We start from the raw sequence: 17,183 nt of genomic DNA, 5'->3' as shown, positions 1-17,183 counted from the left end.
CGTGAGGGGCGCCATCATGCTCCCGTGCGTTCGGGAGTCAGGTGAGCGTTGCCGCCACAAGCGCGGCTGTATCGGCGACCAGCGACTCGTCTGCCGGTGCTGTGGAGTCGTGCTTCGTGGACAGGACCGCCAGCACGATCGGGCCCTGGCCCGGCGGCCATGTGATGCCCACGTCGTTGGTGGTGCCGTAGTCGCCGGTGCCGGTCTTGTCCGCGACCGTCCAGTCTTTGGGCAGCCCGGCGCGGAAGCGATTTCCGCTGGTCGTGTTGGACAGCAGCCATTGGGTCAACCGGTCCCGGTCCGCCTCTTCGAGGGCCTTCCCGAGGGTGAGCCGACTGTAGGTCCGACCGAGGGCGAGCGGGCTCGAGGTGTCGGTCACCCTCCCTGGCTCTGCCGAGTTCAGATCGGGCTCCCACCGGTCCAGCCGCGTCACACTGTCGCCGATGGAACGGCAGAAGCGGGTGACCGCGCTCGGGCCGCCGAGCTCACGCAGCAGCAGGTTCGCCGCCGTGTTGTCGCTGTAGCCGATGGCGGCCGCGCAGAGGTCGGCGACGGTCATGCCGTCCGCGAGGTTGTCCGGCAGTCCTGTGATCGGCGCGTGGCCGGACTCGGTGACATCCTTGTCGGTGTAGCGGATCAGCTTGCCGAGGAACGTGCCGTCACGGTCGAGGTCCCTCAGCACCGCTGCCACAGCGATCGTCTTGAACGTCGAGCACATCGGGAACAGGTCCCTCGCCCGGTACAGCACTGTCCTGCCAGTGGCCAGGTGCTGGGCGAAGACCCCGAGCCGTGCGGAATGCGCGCGTTCAAGAGTGCGCAGGGGCCCGGTGATCTCCTCGCGGCCCGCGCCGATCTCCTCGCGGCCCGCGCCCTGGGCGAAGGCCGTTCCCCCTGCGGGGAGAACGACGGTGAGAGCCGTCGCGGTGACCCCGGCAAGAACCCCACGCCGACTCGGGCGCACCTCCATGAACGTCCTCCTCCGCTCGCGCCGTCACCGGTCATGGCAGTCGCCCACTTCAAGGCATCTGATCCCTACTTGCCCACCATCAGGACGCGGCTTCGGACGACTCGGTTCCCACACCGCGGCCCCAACTGACGGAGCAGCAGGTCCATTGTGTGGAGCCTCCAGGGCTCCCTCGATCATCAACATTTGAGCAAGAGGGGACAGTCACCGTGGTGACCTCGGCCGACGGCTCATGGGGTCTGCTCGTCCCGGGTGAAGAAGGTGATCAGTTCCTCGAGTGAGGGGTTGTCCGGGGCTTCGGCTTCGGCTTCGCCGACTGCGGCACTGCGAGGGAACAGCGCTTGCTCGTACTCGGCCAGCGCTGCCTCGACGTCGTCGGGGTACGCGGCGAGGGCCTCACCGAGTTCAGCGCCGTCCAGCATGGCCAGGTTGGCGCCTTCGCCGTTCGGGGGTATGAGGTGGGCGGCGTCGCCGACCAGGGTCACCCCCGGCACCCGATCCCACCGGTGCCCGACCGGCAGCGTGTAGTGGGGGCGCAGGACCGGCGCGGTGTCGCTGTCGGTCATCAGGGCGGTGAGTTCCGGCGCCCAGCCGGCGAACTCCTGCGCAATCCCCGCGGTGGCCGCAGCGGCATCGGCGAAGTCGATACCGGCAAACCAGTCCAGCGGCTTGGACAGCATCACGTAGGCGTGGAGGGTCCCGTCCTTCTCCCGGTGAGCTGTGATCTGCCTCTCACCCGACTCTGCCGCGAACAGCGATCCGCCACCGACAGCCTTCGCGGCAGCAGGGTGCCGTGTGTCAGCGTCGAACAGATAGGTTTCGACGAACGACGTGCCGGTGTATTCGGGGGTCGCGGTGGAAAGCAGTGGTCGGATGCGTGACCACGCGCCGTCCGCACCGACGAGCAGCCTCGTGACGGCGGTGGTGCCGTCGGCGAAGGTCACCTCGTGGCGGCCCTCGTCGAGGCCACGGGCACTGCTGACCTTGTGGCCCCACCGGACGGTGTCGGGCGGGAGCGAGTCCAGCAGGATCTGTCGCAGTTCCCCGCGCTGCACCTCGGGGCGTCCTCCTGTGCCGTCGTCGGCCTGGTCAAGCATGACGGTCCCGTCCCGGTCGAGGACCCGCATCGCCTGGCGGCCCTCCAGGATGATGCCGCGGAACTCGTCCATCAGACCCGCGGCCTGCACGGCGAGTTGGCCGTTGTAGTCGTGGATGTCGAGCATCCCGCCTTGCGAACGATCTGTCGGTGAGGCATCCGCCTCGTAGACCGTGGCCGGGATGCCGTGGAGGTGCAGGACACGGGCGAGCGTCAGTCCGCCGAGTCCGGCTCCGACGATCGTGATGTCAGTGGTCATGGTGATCCTTGCCTGTCGCACGCCTGCCGGATGGGCATCCGGCAGGATCTCCAGGAAGGCTCCAGCCCTCCGCCGACAAGCCGCCGACATCGAGCCGACAGCCCCGACATGGGACCGACACCGCGGTTTCACCGCCCGAACACGCCTGGTCAAAGCGCCGATCAGCCAGGAGGAGGCTCAGTGCGCGTTCTGACGCGGATGTTCCTCAGACCTCGTCGGGTTGCCGAGGGTGGCTCGAACGGTGGCGGTGCTCCGCACCACCGCCATGCAGAGCCCGGCGGTGACCACCGTGGCGGGCTGAAGGCCGTCTCGGTCCGCACGCGACGATGTCAGCTACGGGCACCGTCGCCGACGGCAGCGGTTCGGCGTATTGACGGTGGAGCGGTCGGTCGCGGGGCTATCCGTACTCCAAGCACGGCCCCAGGCCGTGTCCTTCGAGCGCAGCCAGCGCGAGAGTTGGCAACCGGCCACCGCCGTGAACCGGGCTGCGTCCGGTCCGCCCCGGTGTAGCGGGCGTGGATCCGGTGATCGGCGGACACGGGCTCTCTCTGTGTGTCACCTTGCGATTGCGCTACGAAGCAGCACCCCCTTTTTTTGAGGAGCATCATGCCCGCACCCACCGCCGAGCAGAGCGACGCCATCGACACTTTCCGGCGCGGGGATCACCTGGTCCTGCAGGCCGGCGCCGGAACCGGCAAGACGACCACCCTGTCGATGATTGCCGCCAGCACCGGCAAACGGGGCCGGTACATCGCCTTCAACAAGGCCATCGCCACCGAGGCATCCCGTAAGTTCCCCGGCAACGTGCTGTGCAAGACGATGCACGCGCTCGCGTACGCCGCGGTCGGGCACCGCTTCAAGAGCCGGATGGACGCGCCCCGCGTCCCGGGGTGGAAGACCGGCGCGGCCCTGGGCATCCGCATCAACATGCGCGTGCGGATCGGCGAGCGCAATGTCACCAACAAGGCTCTGTCCTACACCGTGCTGCGGACCGTCACCCGCTTCTGCCAGTCGGCGGATCCCGCCATCCAGCGCTACCACGTCCCGCGTCTGCGCGGCATAGAGGACGAACACCTCCACGCCCAGCTCGTCGACCTCGTCCTGCCGTACGCGGACCGGGCATGGAAGGACCTGCAGAACCCCGAGGAGGGCGTCGTGCGCTTCGACCACGACCACTACCTCAAGCACTGGGCCCTCACCCAGCCGCGCATCGACGCGGACTTCCTGCTCCTGGACGAGGCACAGGACACCAACCCCGTGGTCGAGAAGGTCTTCAACGACCAGCGGGACCATACCCAGTTGGTGATGGTCGGCGACTCCGCCCAGGCGATCTACGGCTGGCGCGGAGCGCGCGATGTGATGAGCGGCTTCGAGGGCACCGAACTCGCGCTGTCCCAGTCGTTCCGCTTCGGCCCCGCGCTCGCCGAGGAGGCCAACCGGTGGCTGGGCATCGTGGACGCCCCGATCCGCCTGGCCGGCACGGCCGCGATCAACACCCGTCTGGAACGCGTCGAGCGGCCGGACGCGATCCTGTGCCGTTCCAACGTCGGCGCGATGCTCGAAGTCATGCGCCTGCTCGACGAAGGCCGCAGGGTCGCCCTGGTCGGCGGCGGAGAGTCCCTGCGGGCCCTCGCGAGGGCCGCCCGCGACCTGAAGGCAGGCAAACGCAGCACCCACCCCGAACTGATCCTCTTCGAGTCCTGGGGCGAACTCCAGGAGTACGCCGAGTACGACCCCTCCGGCCGGGATCTGCTGCCGCTGGTCGATCTCGTCGACGAACACGGCGTCGACGTCATCCTCAGCGCAGTGGACAGGCTCGCCGTCGAGCAGGGCGCCGAGATCGTCGTCTCCACCGCCCACAAGGCCAAGGGTCGTGAATGGGCCTCCGTCCGCATCGGCGAGGACTTCACCGAACCCGTCGATCAGGAAGCCACCGACCAGAACGGCGACCCGCTGCCCGGCGACATCGACGACGCGGAGGCCCGCCTCGCCTACGTCGCCGTGACCCGCGCCCGCCACCAGCTCGACCTCGGCGGCCTGTCCTGGATCAACCAGCACCCCGACGGCAAGGTCGGCGGCAAGCGCCCGCCCCAGGACCCCGGATCACCCTCGCCCTGGGACCTGCTGGGCCCCTCAGCGAACTGACGGCCCGGCCGGGACGTACGCGTCTGCCGAATCGTTCGCCGCCCGGCGTGGCACGATAGTGGGTTGGGTCAAGTGCCGTGCTTTTAGGGGGTGTTGGGTGGAGCCGTTGACCGGCGACGATCCGAGGCAGGTCGGGCCGTATCGACTGCTGATGCGCCTGGGCGAGGGCGGGATGGGACAGGTGTATCTCGGGCGCTCGCCTGGTGGCCGAACGGTGGCCGTGAAGTTGGTGCATGCCGGGCTGGTCGGAGCGCCGGGCTTCCGCGAGCGGTTCGCCCGGGAGGTGCGAGCATCGCAGGCCGTTTCGGGGACGGGCACCGCGCCGGTGGTGGCCGCCGATCCTGATGCCGTTGTTCCGTGGCTGGCCTCCGCCTACATACCTGGTCCGTCGCTCGCCGAGGCTGTGCACCGACACGGGCCGCTGCCCGAGGCGTCATTGTGGCGACTCCTGTCCGGGCTGACCGAGGCGTTGGAGGTGGTGCACGCAAGCGGGCTCGTGCACCGAGATCTGAAGCCCTCGAACGTCTTGTTGTCCCTGGACCGGCCGCTGCTGATCGACTTCGGCATCGCGAGGGCCGCCGACGGGGCGGCTCTGACCGGGGCCGGACTCGTGGTGGGTTCGCCCGGGTACATGTCGCCGGAGCAGGCCGAAGGGCGGGAAGCGACTGCGGCCAGCGACGTGTTCTCACTCGGCGCGGTGCTCGCATACGCGGCGACCGGGCGGGACCCGTTCGGTGGCGGTTCCGGCCCGGAGTCGCTGTACCGGATCGTGCATCACGAACCCAACCTGACCGGTTTGCCGGACGCGTTCGCCGCCATCGTGCGGGAATGCCTGGCCAAGTCCCCGGAGCACAGACCTTCCCCGACGGCGCTGCGAGCCCGGGCGGGAGCCGCCCGCCGCGACGACGGGGCCGATTGGCTGCCGGCTCCGGTCGCCTCCGCGATCGCCCGCAAGGCCGAGCATCTGCTCAACCTGGACGGGGAGGAGGACGCCGAGGCCGTGAGAAGGCGGACCGCGGTCCCAGCCACCCCCGTCGTCACCGAGGTGGATTCTCGTCCGGCGCCCGATCCGCATGCCGAGCCGACCCAGGCAGCGGCCGATCGCGGTGTGCCCATACCCCCGCCGCAGGCGGTGCCCGCCCATCCCGGCCCGGTCCCCTCTCCTGCGTACACGGTGCCGCAGCCCGACGTGGCCCGTACGAGACGTCACGGCGGGGGTTTCAGGGCCCTGCTGTGGGTCACCATCGCCGGGATCGCAGCGGTCACGGCGGTGGCCATTGCCGCCAATGCCGGAGACCGTTCGACGTCTTCTGGAGCCGACCCCGGCAGAACTTCGGCGCGTCCGACCGAGCAGGCGACGGACCACTCGACCGATCCGGGGACGAACGAACCGACCGGGCAGGTGACAGAGGCCCCGTCGCCCGTTGTCGGTGAGTGGCGCGGCAGCTACTACTGCGCCCAAGGGCAGACCGGTCTGACCCTCACCATTTCCCAGGACGACGGCGACCTCACCGCCACCTTCGCCTTCTACCCGATCGCCTCCGATCCCGACGTGGCCCGAGGATCCTTCGCCATGCGGGGGACTTACCACGGCACGCGAATGAGGCTCTATGGCGATCACTGGCTCGAACAGCCGGAGGGCTACGACATGACCGGCCTGTCGGCGGTTGTCGCCGGGAAGTCACCGCAGAAGATCACGGGAGCCGTCACTGACGCTGACGGCACCACGTCGGACAACTGCACCACCTTCTCAGTGGAGAAGGGCTGATGAGGCATCGACAGCCGAAGGAGACCGCGGTCGCGAAGCGTTGGCCGCTCGCTTGTGGCCGGTGACATGTCTGTCAAGCCTCATGCAGCAGGTGCCGCTTGAGGTGTTCGGCGCAGGATGCTGTTTGTGGCGCGGGTGGTGTGCGGGATTTGCCGGACTTCTGTCTCAACGGGGGTCTACTGTTACGGATATGCCGCGTTATCACCGTGGTCGGTTGTCAGTTGAGGAGGAGTTCTGTGTCGTCGCCGTGTGATCCCCGGTATGCCCCCGCCGGCGATGTGAGTGCAGCGCTCATGATGATCGACTCCCGGCTGAAGGCCGTCTACGACGGGAGGACCGGGACCGATGCTGAACAGCAGGCGCTGATCGGTCAGTTCGCCGCGTCCTTGGGTCCCAGGGGGGTCGATGACGTGCTGGACGGTGCGTGCACGCTCGTTTTCATGTTCATGAAGTGGCTGCGGGCGGCATACGAGGCCCATGACAAGGATGTCATCGAGTACGTGGTTCCCAGCTTCGTGGCCACGATGCGCTTGATGCCCAGGAGTGTCCCTCCCGAGGTCATCCCCACCATGGCCGGTCTGGTGATCGCTGCGGGCACCGGTCTGAGCCCCAGCCTGTGGCGCCAACAGTACGGGTACTGGACCGAGGCCGAGCTGACTCCCCTGGAAGCGACCGCCTTCCTGCTCGCGGAGCACATCAACCGCCTCACCGATGACCAGGACTTCGCCACCCGCTTGGTCAGCGAAGCTCTGTCCAGTGTGGACGGCGACTGACGAGCCGCATCCTGGCCCGCCCCGCCCTCCCAGTGCCTTGCGTGGGAGAGCGGGGCGCCATGGCCACCCGGCCTGGACGAGCATCTGGATGAGCACCTACCGGACGGCTTCGGGCAGGGCGTGTTTGGCGATGCGGCCTTCCTGCATCACCAGCACCACGTTCGCGGGGTCGCCGAGCACATCGATGTCGGCGACCGGATCGCCGTCGCACACGACGAGATCGGCGGTCTTTCCCTCTTGGACGGTGCCGAGTGTCTGATCCAGTCCCAGCAGTTGGGCGGCGTTCAGTGTCCCGGCGCGGATGGCCTCCAGTGGCGTCAGCCCCAGCTTCGTCAGATGGCCGAGTTCGCGGAGGTTCTGGGCATGGGGACCGGCACCGGCATCAGTGCCGAGTGCCACCTTCACCCCGCGTCGAACCGCTTCGCTCAAGCGCTCCATGGCAGCGTCGGCCATGCGCATCTTCTTCTCGTAGGCCGCGGCCGTGAAGCGTCCCTGGTCGCCGTGGAAAGTCGACAGGGTGGGAACCAGGAATGCGTCGTTCTCCAGCATCAGGTCGATGCCTTCGTCGTCGATGAGATAGCCGTGCTCGATGCTGGTCACCCCGCCGCGCAGGGCGTTCTTGATGCCTTGCGCGCCCTGTGCGTGCGCGGCGACCGGCCGACCGCGATGGCGGCGTGTCTCGTCCACGACCACCGAGATCTCCTCGGTGGTCAGGCCCTCGTCCTCGGGCTGGTCGTTCGGGCTGTTGACGCCACCGGTCGCGCAGATCTTGATGACATCGGCGCCGTCGCGGAGCAGCTTCCTCGTCGCCAACCGGACCTGGGTGGGATCGTCGGCCAGTTCACTGAACGGCTCAAGCAGGGCCGACGGGTCGTAGCCGCTCGGCGTGCGGAAGTCGGCGTGTCCACCGGTGTGGCTCATCAACCGCAACGCGACATGCAACCGGGGCCCCTCGATCAGGCCCTGGGCCACCGCGTCCCGGTAGCCGGCCTCGATACCGCCGAGGTCTCGCGCCGTCGTGATCCCGGCATGCAACGTCTCGCGCATACGCTGCGCGCGCTGGAAAACGGTGACGATCGGACGATTGGTCAGCAGCCTTCCCGTGAAATCGGCGTTGCTGTCCATGAGGAAATGCAGATGGCAGTCGAAGAACCCCGGCAGCAGCGTGCGTCCACCGAGATCGATGACCGTCGCGGCGTCGATCCGCGGCCTTGAGCTCTCCGGCCCGACATAGGTGAACCTGCCGTCCTGCACCATCACGGCAACCGACTTGACCGGGGCGGCCCCGGTTCCGTCGATGACCCGGGCGCCGGTGAACACGATCGGGTCCGGCGATCGACCTGTGCGGTCCTCGGTCATGGCGTACTCCTGTCCCAAGGGGGATCCGGACGTCCAGTCCGGTGCGTTGGATGTCTCGTTGTCTGCTCCGGGGCGCGAGTGCGCCTCCTGAAGCAGTTCTTCGCGGGTGTCTTCAGTCGCCGTGTCTCGCCTCACCCGCGAAGACCGGCGGGTGGAGCGACGCCCAGGGACGTTCCGTCTCCAGCTGTGCCGCCACGCAGACCAGCAGGTCTTCGCGTCCATAACCCGCCGCCAGTTGGATGCCGATGGGCTCGCCGGACTCGGTCAGCGACGCGGGCACCGCGATCGCGGGCTGCCCGGTGGTGTTGAACGGCGCGGTGAAGGTGAGCACATCCACCGACTTCTGCAGGCCGTCGGCTTCCCGCCATGGCCAGCCCACCGGCTTCGGCGGCGTGGCGAACACCGGGCTCAACAGCAGGTCGAACTCCTGCCACCATTGCGCCATGGCAGCGCGCAGCCGCCCCTGCCAGACGAAGGCGTCGGCCAGCTCCAGTCCCGTGATCTCCCGTCCGCGCCGCACCCAGAACCGGGTGACGGCGTCGAGGTCGTCGGGACCGGGCCGCTCACCCAGCTCCGCGATCAATGCGTCAAGGGTCTGGACCGCGGTGACGCTGAGCGCGTCGAAGAACGCCTTCAGGCACATCGGATCCAGCATCAGCTCCGGATGGGCGTATTCGACCTCGTGTCCGAGCCGCTCGAATGTCCCAGCGGTCTCCAGTACGGCGTCCCGCACCGGAGCCACGACCTGGGGGGCGTGGTCGGGCGCGTGGGCGAGGACACCGATCCGGAGCCGCCCGGGATCACGGCCGACCATCGCGGCCAAGCCGCCTGGCGGAAGGGGGGCGGGGCCGCCCTGGTCTCCTGGTGCGCGACCGCTCACCGTGTCGAGTACCACCGCGGTGTCGCGTACGGTCCGAGTGACCACTGCCGGGACACTGTGCCCCCAGCGATTGGTCCGGCCCGGGCCCGCGCTGATGCGCCCCACGCTCGGCTTCAGGCCTATCAGGTGGCAGAACGCGGCCGGCATGCGGATCGAACCGCCGCCATCGCCCCCCTGGGCCACGGGCACCATGCCCGCGGCGACCGACGCCGACGCGCCCCCCGACGAGCCGCCGGGAGTCAAACCGGTGTGCCAGGGATTCCGGGTGACCCCGTGGACTTTGCTCTCGCTGACCGAGGCGAGGCCGAATTCCGGCGCCGAGGTCTGGCCGACCACGAGGAAGCCGGCCTCCTTGAGACGCCGGACGATGACGGCGTCCTCCCGGGCGGTACGGCGGTGCCCGGCCACCCAGGCGCTTGCGAAGTTCGCGGGGTCGCCCTCGCTGTCGTTGAGCGCCTTCACCAGCAGGGGCACTCCCGCGAAGGGGGCGTCGCCGCGGATCCGCCCGGCCTCGTCGAGAGCCTGGTCGTACCTTCGGTGAGTGATGGCGTTGATCTGCGGATCGGTCGCCTCGATCCGTTCGATGGCGGCCTCGACCAGCTCTCTGGGTGATGCCTCGCCGCACCGGATCAGCTCCGCCTGGGCCACGGCATCCAGGGTGGCCAGGTTCGTCATGCGCCTATCTCCTCTGTGGCGGGGAAGTGACAGGCCACCGCATGCCCCGACCGGACCGAGACCAGTTCCGGTGCTTCCGCGCGGCAACGGGCTTCGGCCTTGGGGCATCGGGGGGCGAAGGGACATCCCCGGGTTTCCGCCGCCCGCTGTTCGCGTGGTTTTTCCTCCGATGGGTCCGCCGGCACCGCTTCGGGCCGAGCACGTGGATCGGGCGACGGTACGGCTTCGAGCAGCGCCCTGGTGTACCAGTGCGCCGGCGACGCGAACAGGGTCTGCGCCTCGGCGACCTCCACGACGCGCCCCGCGAACATCACCACGACCCGATCGGAGACGGCTTGGACCACCGCGAGATCATGGGAGATGAAGACGTAGGTCAACGCCTCCGCCCGCTGGATTCTGAGCAGCAGATCGAGTACCTGGGCCTGCACGGAGACGTCGAGCGCCGAGGTGGGTTCGTCGAGGACCACGACCTCGGGCCGGGCGGCGATGGCACGTGCGATGGCGATGCGCTGCTTCTGGCCGCCGGAGAATTCGTGCGGCAGCCGGTTCGCGGCCTCGGGCGGCAGACCGACCTCCGCCAGCACTTCGTCGATCCGCTGCCGTGCCGTATCTCCGCTCACGCCGCCGGCGGCCAGCGGCTCGCGCACCGAAGACGCCACCCTTAGTTTCGGGTTGAGCGAACCCGCCGGATGCTGGAACACCATCTGCACGGCACGCCGGAAGGCTCTCAGCCGCTTGCCCCGCAGCTTGCCGTAGTCGGCTCCGTCCATCTCCAACCGGCCCGAAGTGGGCCGGTCCAGCCGGACCAGCATCTTGGCGAGGGTGCTCTTGCCCGAACCGGACTCACCGACGACACCCAGTACTTCCCCTCTGCCGACCCGCAGGGAGACATCGCGGAGCGCGTGCACGGCATGGCCACCCGAGCGGAAACTGCGGCTCAGCCCGTCCACGGCAAAGAGCACGGAGCTGTCCGGATCGGCCCTGCCGTGCACCGGATCGGCCTTGCCGTGCGGCGGATCGGTCGGCTCGGGCCGGATGCGCCTGCCCACGGTGGGCACCGAACCGAGGAGCATTTTCGTGTACTCCGAGTCCGGGCTCACGAGCACCTCCTCGGCGGTGCCGGTCTCGACGATCTCGCCGTCCCGCATGACCGCCACCCGGTCCGCGGTCTGCGCGATCACACCGATGTCATGCGAGATCAGCAGGATCGCGACACCGAACTCGTCACGGATCGTCCGCAGCAGCCGCAGGATCTCCGCCTGGACGGTCACGTCCAGGGCCGTGGTCGGTTCGTCAGCGAGCAGCAGCCGTGGCTCGCCCGCCAGCGCGAGCGCCATCGCCACCCGCTGCCGCAGCCCACCGGAGAGCTGATGCGGATACTGGCGTGCCCTGCGCTCCGGTTCCGGCACACGCACCCGGCGCAACAGCTCCAGGACGGCCTGCTGCCGCTCCTCGCCCTTCAGATTTCGATGCCGCCCAACCACCTCCCCGATCTGCCGACCGACGCGCATGCTCGGGTCCAGCGCTCCCATGGCGTCCTGGAAGACCATCGCGACCTCACCGCCACGCAATCGTGTGAGCGCCTTGTCGTCCGCGTCCGCCAGGTCGGTGCCGCACACCTCGAACCGTTCGGCGGACACACGTGCCTGCTTCGGCAGCAGTCCCAGGCAGGCCATCGCCACCGAGGTCTTGCCGCTCCCGCTCTCGCCGATCAGGCCGACGATCTCCCCGCTCCTGACCGTCAGGTCGATCCCACGGACACTGGCCGGCGCCGAGCCGTACCGGACACTGAAATCACGGAACCGCAGCACGGTTTCCGAGCGGCGTCCCGCGTCCTGCCCCGTTGTGCTGGAGCCGTCCACAGCTGCGGAGTTCATCGTCTCTCCCTCATGAGATCCAGGCGTCCTTGAGGAACATCCGGGTGTTCGACGCCTCGGTGGTGAACCCCGTGAGCTTGCTGGACCACACGTCGTACACCGTGGGTGTGGCATACGGGACGATCATGTACACCCGCTGCGCCACGTACTGGTTCAGCTCCCGGTACATCCGGCGGCGGTTCTGGTCGCCGTCCGCCTTCTGCACGGCGTCCGACATCAATCGCCACAGTTCCGGGTCGTCGACCTTCGTCGCCTTCGCGTTCTTCTCGAACCACAGGCTCATGTACTGACTGGCGTCCGCGTTGAGCGCGGAGGTCAGCTGGATCATGTCGGCGTTCCAGTTGCCGGACAGCAGATTGCTGACCAGTTGCTCGAAGGGGACCTGGGTGATGTCCACCGTCACCCCGATCTTCGACAGCTGTTCCTTGATGAGCTGGGCGGTGGCGAGCTTGTCCGGCCGGTTCGACCGGATCGCCAGCTTGAGCCGCACGGCCTTCGCCCCCGCCTCGGCGAGGAGCCGCTTCGCCCTGGCGGGGTCGTACTGGGTGTTGGGCAGATTCTTCGCCTGCTCGGACACGAACGGGTCGCCGGGCGGGACGATCCCCGAGGGGACACCGGCCCCTTGTGCCCCGATGCTGATCAGCTGCTTCCGGTCGATGCCGATGCTGATCGCCTCGCGCACCTTCTCGTTCGCCAGTGGGCCGTCCACGGTGTTCAGTCCCAGCCAGTAGGCGCCCACGTTGTATCCGGGGCCCACCGTGAACCTGCGCTGCTTGAGCATCGTCGCGATCTTCGGCAGCGTCACCTGGATGGCGTCCACGGTTCCGGACTCCAATGCCTGGACCCGGGTGGACTCATCGGGCATGACCTGATAGTTGATGGTGTCGATGTACGGCTTCGGCTGGTCCCAGTAGTCGGCGAACCGAACGGTCTTGATCAGGGCGCCTTCCCGGAACTCCGCGAGCTTGTAGGGCCCCGTCCCGTTCTCGTGCGTCTTGAGATGGTTGGCCGAGTGGGACCGGACCCATCGTTCGTTCACGATGCCGGCGCTCCAGGGCTGGGCGAGCAGATGCAGCAGCGACGCCTGCGGTTTGGCCAGCTTCACCACGACCGTGTGGTCGCTCGGCGCGGTCACATCCTTGATGTGGTAGAGCGACGCGTACGGCGAGTGGACGGCGGGATCGACGATCCGTTTGAGGCTGAAGACGACATCGCCGGCTTTCAGCGGCCGGCCATCGTGAAACGTGACATTCCTGCGGAGCGTGAATTCGTAAGTGGTGGGCGTTGTTTGTTTCCACGAGGTCGCCAGCGACGGTCGCAGAGTACTGCCGTCGGAACCGAGGGAGAGCAGTCCCTCGTAGAACTGCGCGGCCAGGCGTTTCGCGTCGAACGCCTGGGCCAGGATGGGATCGAGTCCGTTCAGTGGCTGGCTTTCGTCGCCGATGGTGAGGGTGCCGCCACGATGCGGCGTGCCGGCTGAGGCACCGGACCGCGCCTGGGCTCCGCCTCCGCAACCCGTGAGGGCCGTCGACGCGGTGAGTACCGCCGCCAGGACGAGTATCAGTCGTCTGACCGGCCTGGGTGATGCCATGGTGTGGGTTCCTTCTTTCCGGGCCCCGGGGAGGGGACAGGTGACCACTGCCGCTGTGCGCGGCGGTCGGTCAGACGACGGAGCGGCGTGATGTCGCGAAACCTTCGCCGATGAGTCCCCATCCGATCGAGGACAGCAGCAGGGCCCCTCCGGCTCCGAGAACCAGCCATGGGGAGATGGTCAGATAGATCTGAGACTCGGCGATCATCCGGCCCCAGCTCGGCGTCGGTGGCTGAACTCCGAGGCCGAGGTAGCTCAGGGCCGACTCCAGCAGAATGACGATGGCCGCCGAGTTGGCGAGCTGGACCATCATCAGCGGAAAGACGTTGGGGAGCAGGTGTTTGAGGACGATCACGGGGGACCGCACTCCGGAGATCCGCGCGGAGAGCACGAATTCCAGATCACGGAGTTCCAGGCACCGGGCACGGACTATCCGTGCGAAGTGCGGCAGTGACACGAACGACAGGACCGCGATCAGGGTCGTCACCGATGGCGTGAGGACGGTGACCGCGGCAAGCCCGAGCAGGAGGGAAGGGAAGGACAGCAGCAGGTCCACCCCGCTCATCAGCGCGGTGTCCAGCCAGCGGCCACCGACGCCGGCCGCGAACCCGATGGCGGAACCGGCCACCAGCGCAAGCAGCGAACTCGCCAGTGCGATCGACAGTGATGTGCGCCCGGCGACGCACAGCCGCACGAAATAGTCCCGGCCCAGGTCGTCCGTGCCGAGCCAGTTGGTCCCATTGGGCGCGGCGAAGGGCGGTCCGGCCACGTCGTTCGGCGAGAAGGGCCGGATCATGGGAGCCACATAGGCCATGGCGAACAGCACGATCAGGATGCCCAGACCGCAGGTGACCCCGGCGCCGAGCCGGCGGATCCGGCGTGCAGGGCGAGCGGCGGGTGTGTCCGCCGGGGGCCGCGTCCGGGCCACCTGCGCATCCGACAGCAACGACGACTCGCTCATCGCGCCTCACCCACCTTGGGATCGATCAGCCGGTGGATGAGATCCACCACGAGGTTCATCAGGATGTAGGTCAGTCCCAGCAGCAGGATGCATGCCTGCGTCACCGCATAGTCCTTCTGCAGCAGTGAGTTCACGGTGAGCTGGCCGATACCGGGGATCGCGAAGACGTTTTCGATCAGGATGGAGTTGCCGACCAGACCGGCCAGTTGCAGCCCGGCCACCGTGACCACCGGTCCCGACGCGTTCCGCAGCCCGTGCCGCAGTGTCGCCCCCAGACGGGTCGCCCCGGTCGCCAGAGCGGTACGCATATAGTCCTGTTCGTAGACCTCGATCATCGAGGCACGCATGAACCGGCACAGCGTCGCACCGAGGGGGAGTCCCAGCGCCAGCGCGGGCAGGACGACACTTTGCAGGTTCCGCAACGGGTGATCGGACAGGGGAACGAACCCGACGGAAGGCCAGTCCGGGACGATGAACGAGGTCACCAGTATCAGACCGAGACCGAAGACGAACACCGGCGTGGCCAGGCCGAGAAAGGCCGACGCGCGGGCCAGCCGGTCGACGATCCGGCCCTGGCGAAGGGCCGCGATCGCGCCGGCGGGCACGCCCCACAGGACCGACACCACCGTCGCGGCGAGGGCCAGCTCCAAGGTGTTCGGCAGTCTTTGCTTGATGAGGTCCAGGACCGGCAGTCCGTTGTAGACCGAGAGTCCGAAGTCCCCGTGCAGCAGCCTGTCGAGCCACATCAGGTACTGCTCGGTCATAGGCCGGTCGAGCCCGAGATCCGTGGCCAGCCGTGCCCGGGTGGCCGCGTCGGAGTACGGGCCGGCCAGGACGTCGGCAGGACTCCCGGGCAGCAGCCGAACGAGTCCGAACGCGAGGATCGACAGGACGAAGAGAACGGCGAGTCCACGAAGGACCCTGCCGATGAGGAACCGTATCAGCGGTGGCAGGCGCATCATCCGTCTTGCTCGCCCAGCGACTGCTGCGAGGGGGCGGCTGGGTGGGCCCAGCCCGGTCACGTGGAGCATTGCCAGACCTCTCGGTTGAGATCCGTCATATGGATCGTGAACAGTGGCCGATACTTTTCCCTGCCGGACGAGGGCGGCCAAGGGGCGCATTCCGCTCAGCGGACCCGTGACCGAGAGGGATCGGTGTGTGGGCCGCTACCGCCGTCCGTGATCTGTCGCCTCGACGGGCCGCCCACGAGGTGACCCGTTGTCTCCCGATCGCATGGACACACGGTCGCACCCGCTCGTGGGCTTGGGGCAATGTGTTCGTTCACCTACTCTTCGTACTTTGTACGGGCGGTCGGCCCGCGTCAAGAGGTCCGACGGGACGCCCGAGGGTCCGCACGGCGCTCACCGGGCGCTCACCAGGGGTGTGTCGATGCCTACCGGACCGAACGAGGTTGCCCCGCCGGGAGAGCCGAGCGGGGCCTCGCGTCCGGGCAGGACCTCCGTGAAGAAGCGCCGGTTGTCCTCCCGGAAATCGGGTTCCGCCGTGCGGTCGACGGTGATCGCCTGCTCGGGGCAGGCCACTTCGCAGGCGCCGCAGTCGATGCATTCCAGGGGGTTGATGTAGAGCTTGCGCTCACCCTCGTAGATGCAGTCGACCGGGCATTCCTCGACGCAGGACCGGTCCATGATGTCGACGCAGGACGCGCCGATGACGTACGCCATGTCTGTCAGTGCTCCTTCTCGGTGGAGTGCCCGGGGAAGAGGGCGGCCTGTGGATCGAGGACCGTGGCCGCGTTGTTGACGGCGGTGGCCGCCTCGCCGAAGCCGACCGAGATCAGGCGGACCTTGCCCGGGTAGTCGGTGATGTCGCCCGCGGCGAACACGCGAGGCACATTGGTGGCCATGCGGGTGTCCACGGCGATCTTCCGGGCCCGCAGCTCCAGACCCCAGTGCTGGAGTGGGCCGAGGTCGGCGACGAAGCCGAGGGCCGCGACCACCTTGTCGGCCCGGACCAGCCGGGTCTCCCTTGTCGTGCGGTGCCGAATCTCCGCCTGTTCCAGGCATGTTGCACCGAGCAGGCGGCTGACCTCGCAGTCGGTGATGATGCCCACGCCGAGCGCGCGGGCCTTTTCGACGGACGCGGCGTGCGCGCGGAAACGGGCGGTGCGGTGCACCAGGGTGACCGTGCGGGCGACGGGGGAGAGCGTGGCGGCCCAGTCGAAGGCGCTGTCGCCGCCGCCGACGACCACCACATCCTTACCCGCGTGCTCGGCCGGGTCCGGCACGAAGTACACCAAGCCGCGCCCCAGGAACTCCTCGCCGGCCGGCAGCGGCCGCGGTGTGAACGTGCCCACTCCGCCGGTGATGACGACGGCCCCCGCCCGCACCGGGCGGCCCTGGTCGCTGCGGACCACGGGGCGGCCGTCGTCCGGATCGTGCGTCAGCTCGACGGCCCGGTGTCCGAGCAGGTAACGGGGGGAGTACGGTGCGGCCTGGGCGACCAGACTGTCCACCAGGTCGCGGCCGCGCACGGCGAGGAAACCGGCGATGTCGAAGATGGGCTTCTCGGGGTACATCGCGCTGATCTGCCCGCCGGGCTGCGGCAGGACGTCCATGACGGTGACGCTCAGACCGCGGAATCCGGCGTAGTAGGCGCCGTAGAGGCCGGTCGGACCGGCACCGATGAGAAGGACGTCGGTGTCGTCGGTGTCGTCGGTGAGTTGGCTCATGGTTGGCGAGCGTAGGAAGAACGGGCGGTCCTACCAACGGAGCCGTTCCGTTGAACAGGACGGCCGGACAGGACGGTTGGAGAGGGCGCCGGACAGGACACCCGGACAGGACGTCCGGCGGACGGACAAGAGGGGCCCGCAGGACA

The 17,183-nt window shown here is 68.4% G+C and carries 13 protein-coding genes; 3 read left to right on the top strand and 10 right to left on the bottom strand.

The window, feature by feature from the left end; translation table 11 throughout:
• Positions 1 to 37: 37 nt before the first annotated feature.
• A complete protein-coding gene (gene bla / locus ACWEKM_RS00830) occupies positions 38 to 967 on the bottom strand; it encodes a class A beta-lactamase (RefSeq protein WP_451618974.1) in 930 nt (309 codons plus the stop codon).
• A gap of 227 nt (positions 968 to 1,194) precedes the next feature.
• Positions 1,195 to 2,319: an FAD-dependent oxidoreductase gene (locus ACWEKM_RS00825; protein WP_451618973.1), complete on the bottom strand. Its 1,125-nt coding sequence runs from the start codon at positions 2,317 to 2,319 to the stop codon at positions 1,195 to 1,197.
• 606 nt (positions 2,320 to 2,925) lie between these two features.
• Between ACWEKM_RS00825 and ACWEKM_RS00820 the strand changes: the two genes are divergently transcribed.
• The 3 genes from ACWEKM_RS00820 (at position 2,926) to ACWEKM_RS00810 (ending at position 7,005) form a co-directional block, all read left to right on the top strand.
• A complete protein-coding gene (locus ACWEKM_RS00820) occupies positions 2,926 to 4,464 on the top strand; it encodes a UvrD-helicase domain-containing protein (RefSeq protein WP_451618972.1) in 1,539 nt (512 codons plus the stop codon).
• Positions 4,465 to 4,561: 97 nt separating this feature from the next.
• Complete coding sequence (locus ACWEKM_RS00815; RefSeq protein WP_451618971.1) at positions 4,562 to 6,232, top strand: protein kinase domain-containing protein; 1,671 nt, start codon at positions 4,562 to 4,564, stop codon at positions 6,230 to 6,232.
• 236 nt (positions 6,233 to 6,468) lie between these two features.
• Positions 6,469 to 7,005: a hypothetical protein gene (locus tag ACWEKM_RS00810; RefSeq protein WP_451618970.1), complete on the top strand. Its 537-nt coding sequence runs from the start codon at positions 6,469 to 6,471 to the stop codon at positions 7,003 to 7,005.
• 96 nt (positions 7,006 to 7,101) lie between these two features.
• Here ACWEKM_RS00810 and ACWEKM_RS00805 read toward each other — a convergent pair whose 3' ends face one another.
• From ACWEKM_RS00805 to ACWEKM_RS00770, 8 genes are all read right to left on the bottom strand, one after another.
• Positions 7,102 to 8,364: an amidohydrolase family protein gene (locus ACWEKM_RS00805; protein WP_451618969.1), complete on the bottom strand. Its 1,263-nt coding sequence runs from the start codon at positions 8,362 to 8,364 to the stop codon at positions 7,102 to 7,104.
• Positions 8,365 to 8,476: 112 nt separating this feature from the next.
• Complete coding sequence (locus ACWEKM_RS00800) at positions 8,477 to 9,919, bottom strand: amidase (RefSeq protein ID WP_451618968.1); 1,443 nt, start codon at positions 9,917 to 9,919, stop codon at positions 8,477 to 8,479.
• Positions 9,916 to 11,796, bottom strand: a complete 1,881-nt coding sequence (locus ACWEKM_RS00795; RefSeq protein ID WP_451618967.1) for a dipeptide ABC transporter ATP-binding protein — start codon at positions 11,794 to 11,796, stop codon at positions 9,916 to 9,918. The genes ACWEKM_RS00800 and ACWEKM_RS00795 overlap by 4 nt, the downstream gene beginning before the upstream one ends.
• 10 nt (positions 11,797 to 11,806) lie before the next feature.
• Positions 11,807 to 13,387: an ABC transporter substrate-binding protein gene (locus ACWEKM_RS00790; RefSeq protein ID WP_451618966.1), complete on the bottom strand. Its 1,581-nt coding sequence runs from the start codon at positions 13,385 to 13,387 to the stop codon at positions 11,807 to 11,809.
• Positions 13,388 to 13,457: 70 nt separating this feature from the next.
• Entirely contained in the window at positions 13,458 to 14,348 is an 891-nt protein-coding gene (locus tag ACWEKM_RS00785) for an ABC transporter permease (RefSeq protein ID WP_451618965.1), read from the bottom strand.
• Positions 14,345 to 15,310, bottom strand: a complete 966-nt coding sequence (locus ACWEKM_RS00780) for an ABC transporter permease (protein WP_451618964.1) — start codon at positions 15,308 to 15,310, stop codon at positions 14,345 to 14,347. The genes ACWEKM_RS00785 and ACWEKM_RS00780 overlap by 4 nt, the downstream gene beginning before the upstream one ends.
• Positions 15,311 to 15,709: 399 nt before the next feature.
• Positions 15,710 to 16,030 carry a ferredoxin gene (gene fdxA / locus ACWEKM_RS00775; RefSeq protein ID WP_451618963.1) on the bottom strand — a complete coding sequence of 107 codons (321 nt, stop codon included), beginning with the start codon at positions 16,028 to 16,030 and terminating at the stop codon, positions 15,710 to 15,712.
• 5 nt (positions 16,031 to 16,035) lie between these two features.
• Positions 16,036 to 17,037: an NAD(P)/FAD-dependent oxidoreductase gene (locus ACWEKM_RS00770; protein WP_451618962.1), complete on the bottom strand. Its 1,002-nt coding sequence runs from the start codon at positions 17,035 to 17,037 to the stop codon at positions 16,036 to 16,038.
• Positions 17,038 to 17,183: the final 146 nt, after the last annotated feature.

Source organism: Streptomyces sp. NPDC004752 (genome assembly GCF_053601275.1).
Note: the sequence above shows the minus strand (reverse complement) of the source record. Positions and strands in the feature narration are given on the sequence as shown.

What these genes read in the sequence shown, in the direction of transcription:
- bla (WP_451618974.1), bottom strand. Translation starts at nt 967, where the DNA reads ATGGAGGTGCGCCCGAGTCGGCGTGGGGTTCTTGCCGGGGTCACCGCG.
- ACWEKM_RS00825 (WP_451618973.1), bottom strand. Translation starts at nt 2,319, where the DNA reads ATGACCACTGACATCACGATCGTCGGAGCCGGACTCGGCGGACTGACG.
- ACWEKM_RS00820 (WP_451618972.1), top strand. Translation starts at nt 2,926, where the DNA reads ATGCCCGCACCCACCGCCGAGCAGAGCGACGCCATCGACACTTTCCGG.
- ACWEKM_RS00805 (WP_451618969.1), bottom strand. Translation starts at nt 8,364, where the DNA reads ATGACCGAGGACCGCACAGGTCGATCGCCGGACCCGATCGTGTTCACC.
- ACWEKM_RS00800 (WP_451618968.1), bottom strand. Translation starts at nt 9,919, where the DNA reads ATGACGAACCTGGCCACCCTGGATGCCGTGGCCCAGGCGGAGCTGATC.
- ACWEKM_RS00795 (WP_451618967.1), bottom strand. Translation starts at nt 11,796, where the DNA reads ATGAACTCCGCAGCTGTGGACGGCTCCAGCACAACGGGGCAGGACGCG.
- ACWEKM_RS00790 (WP_451618966.1), bottom strand. Translation starts at nt 13,387, where the DNA reads ATGGCATCACCCAGGCCGGTCAGACGACTGATACTCGTCCTGGCGGCG.
- ACWEKM_RS00785 (WP_451618965.1), bottom strand. Translation starts at nt 14,348, where the DNA reads ATGAGCGAGTCGTCGTTGCTGTCGGATGCGCAGGTGGCCCGGACGCGG.
- ACWEKM_RS00780 (WP_451618964.1), bottom strand. Translation starts at nt 15,310, where the DNA reads ATGATGCGCCTGCCACCGCTGATACGGTTCCTCATCGGCAGGGTCCTT.
- fdxA (WP_451618963.1), bottom strand. Translation starts at nt 16,030, where the DNA reads ATGGCGTACGTCATCGGCGCGTCCTGCGTCGACATCATGGACCGGTCC.
- ACWEKM_RS00770 (WP_451618962.1), bottom strand. Translation starts at nt 17,037, where the DNA reads ATGAGCCAACTCACCGACGACACCGACGACACCGACGTCCTTCTCATC.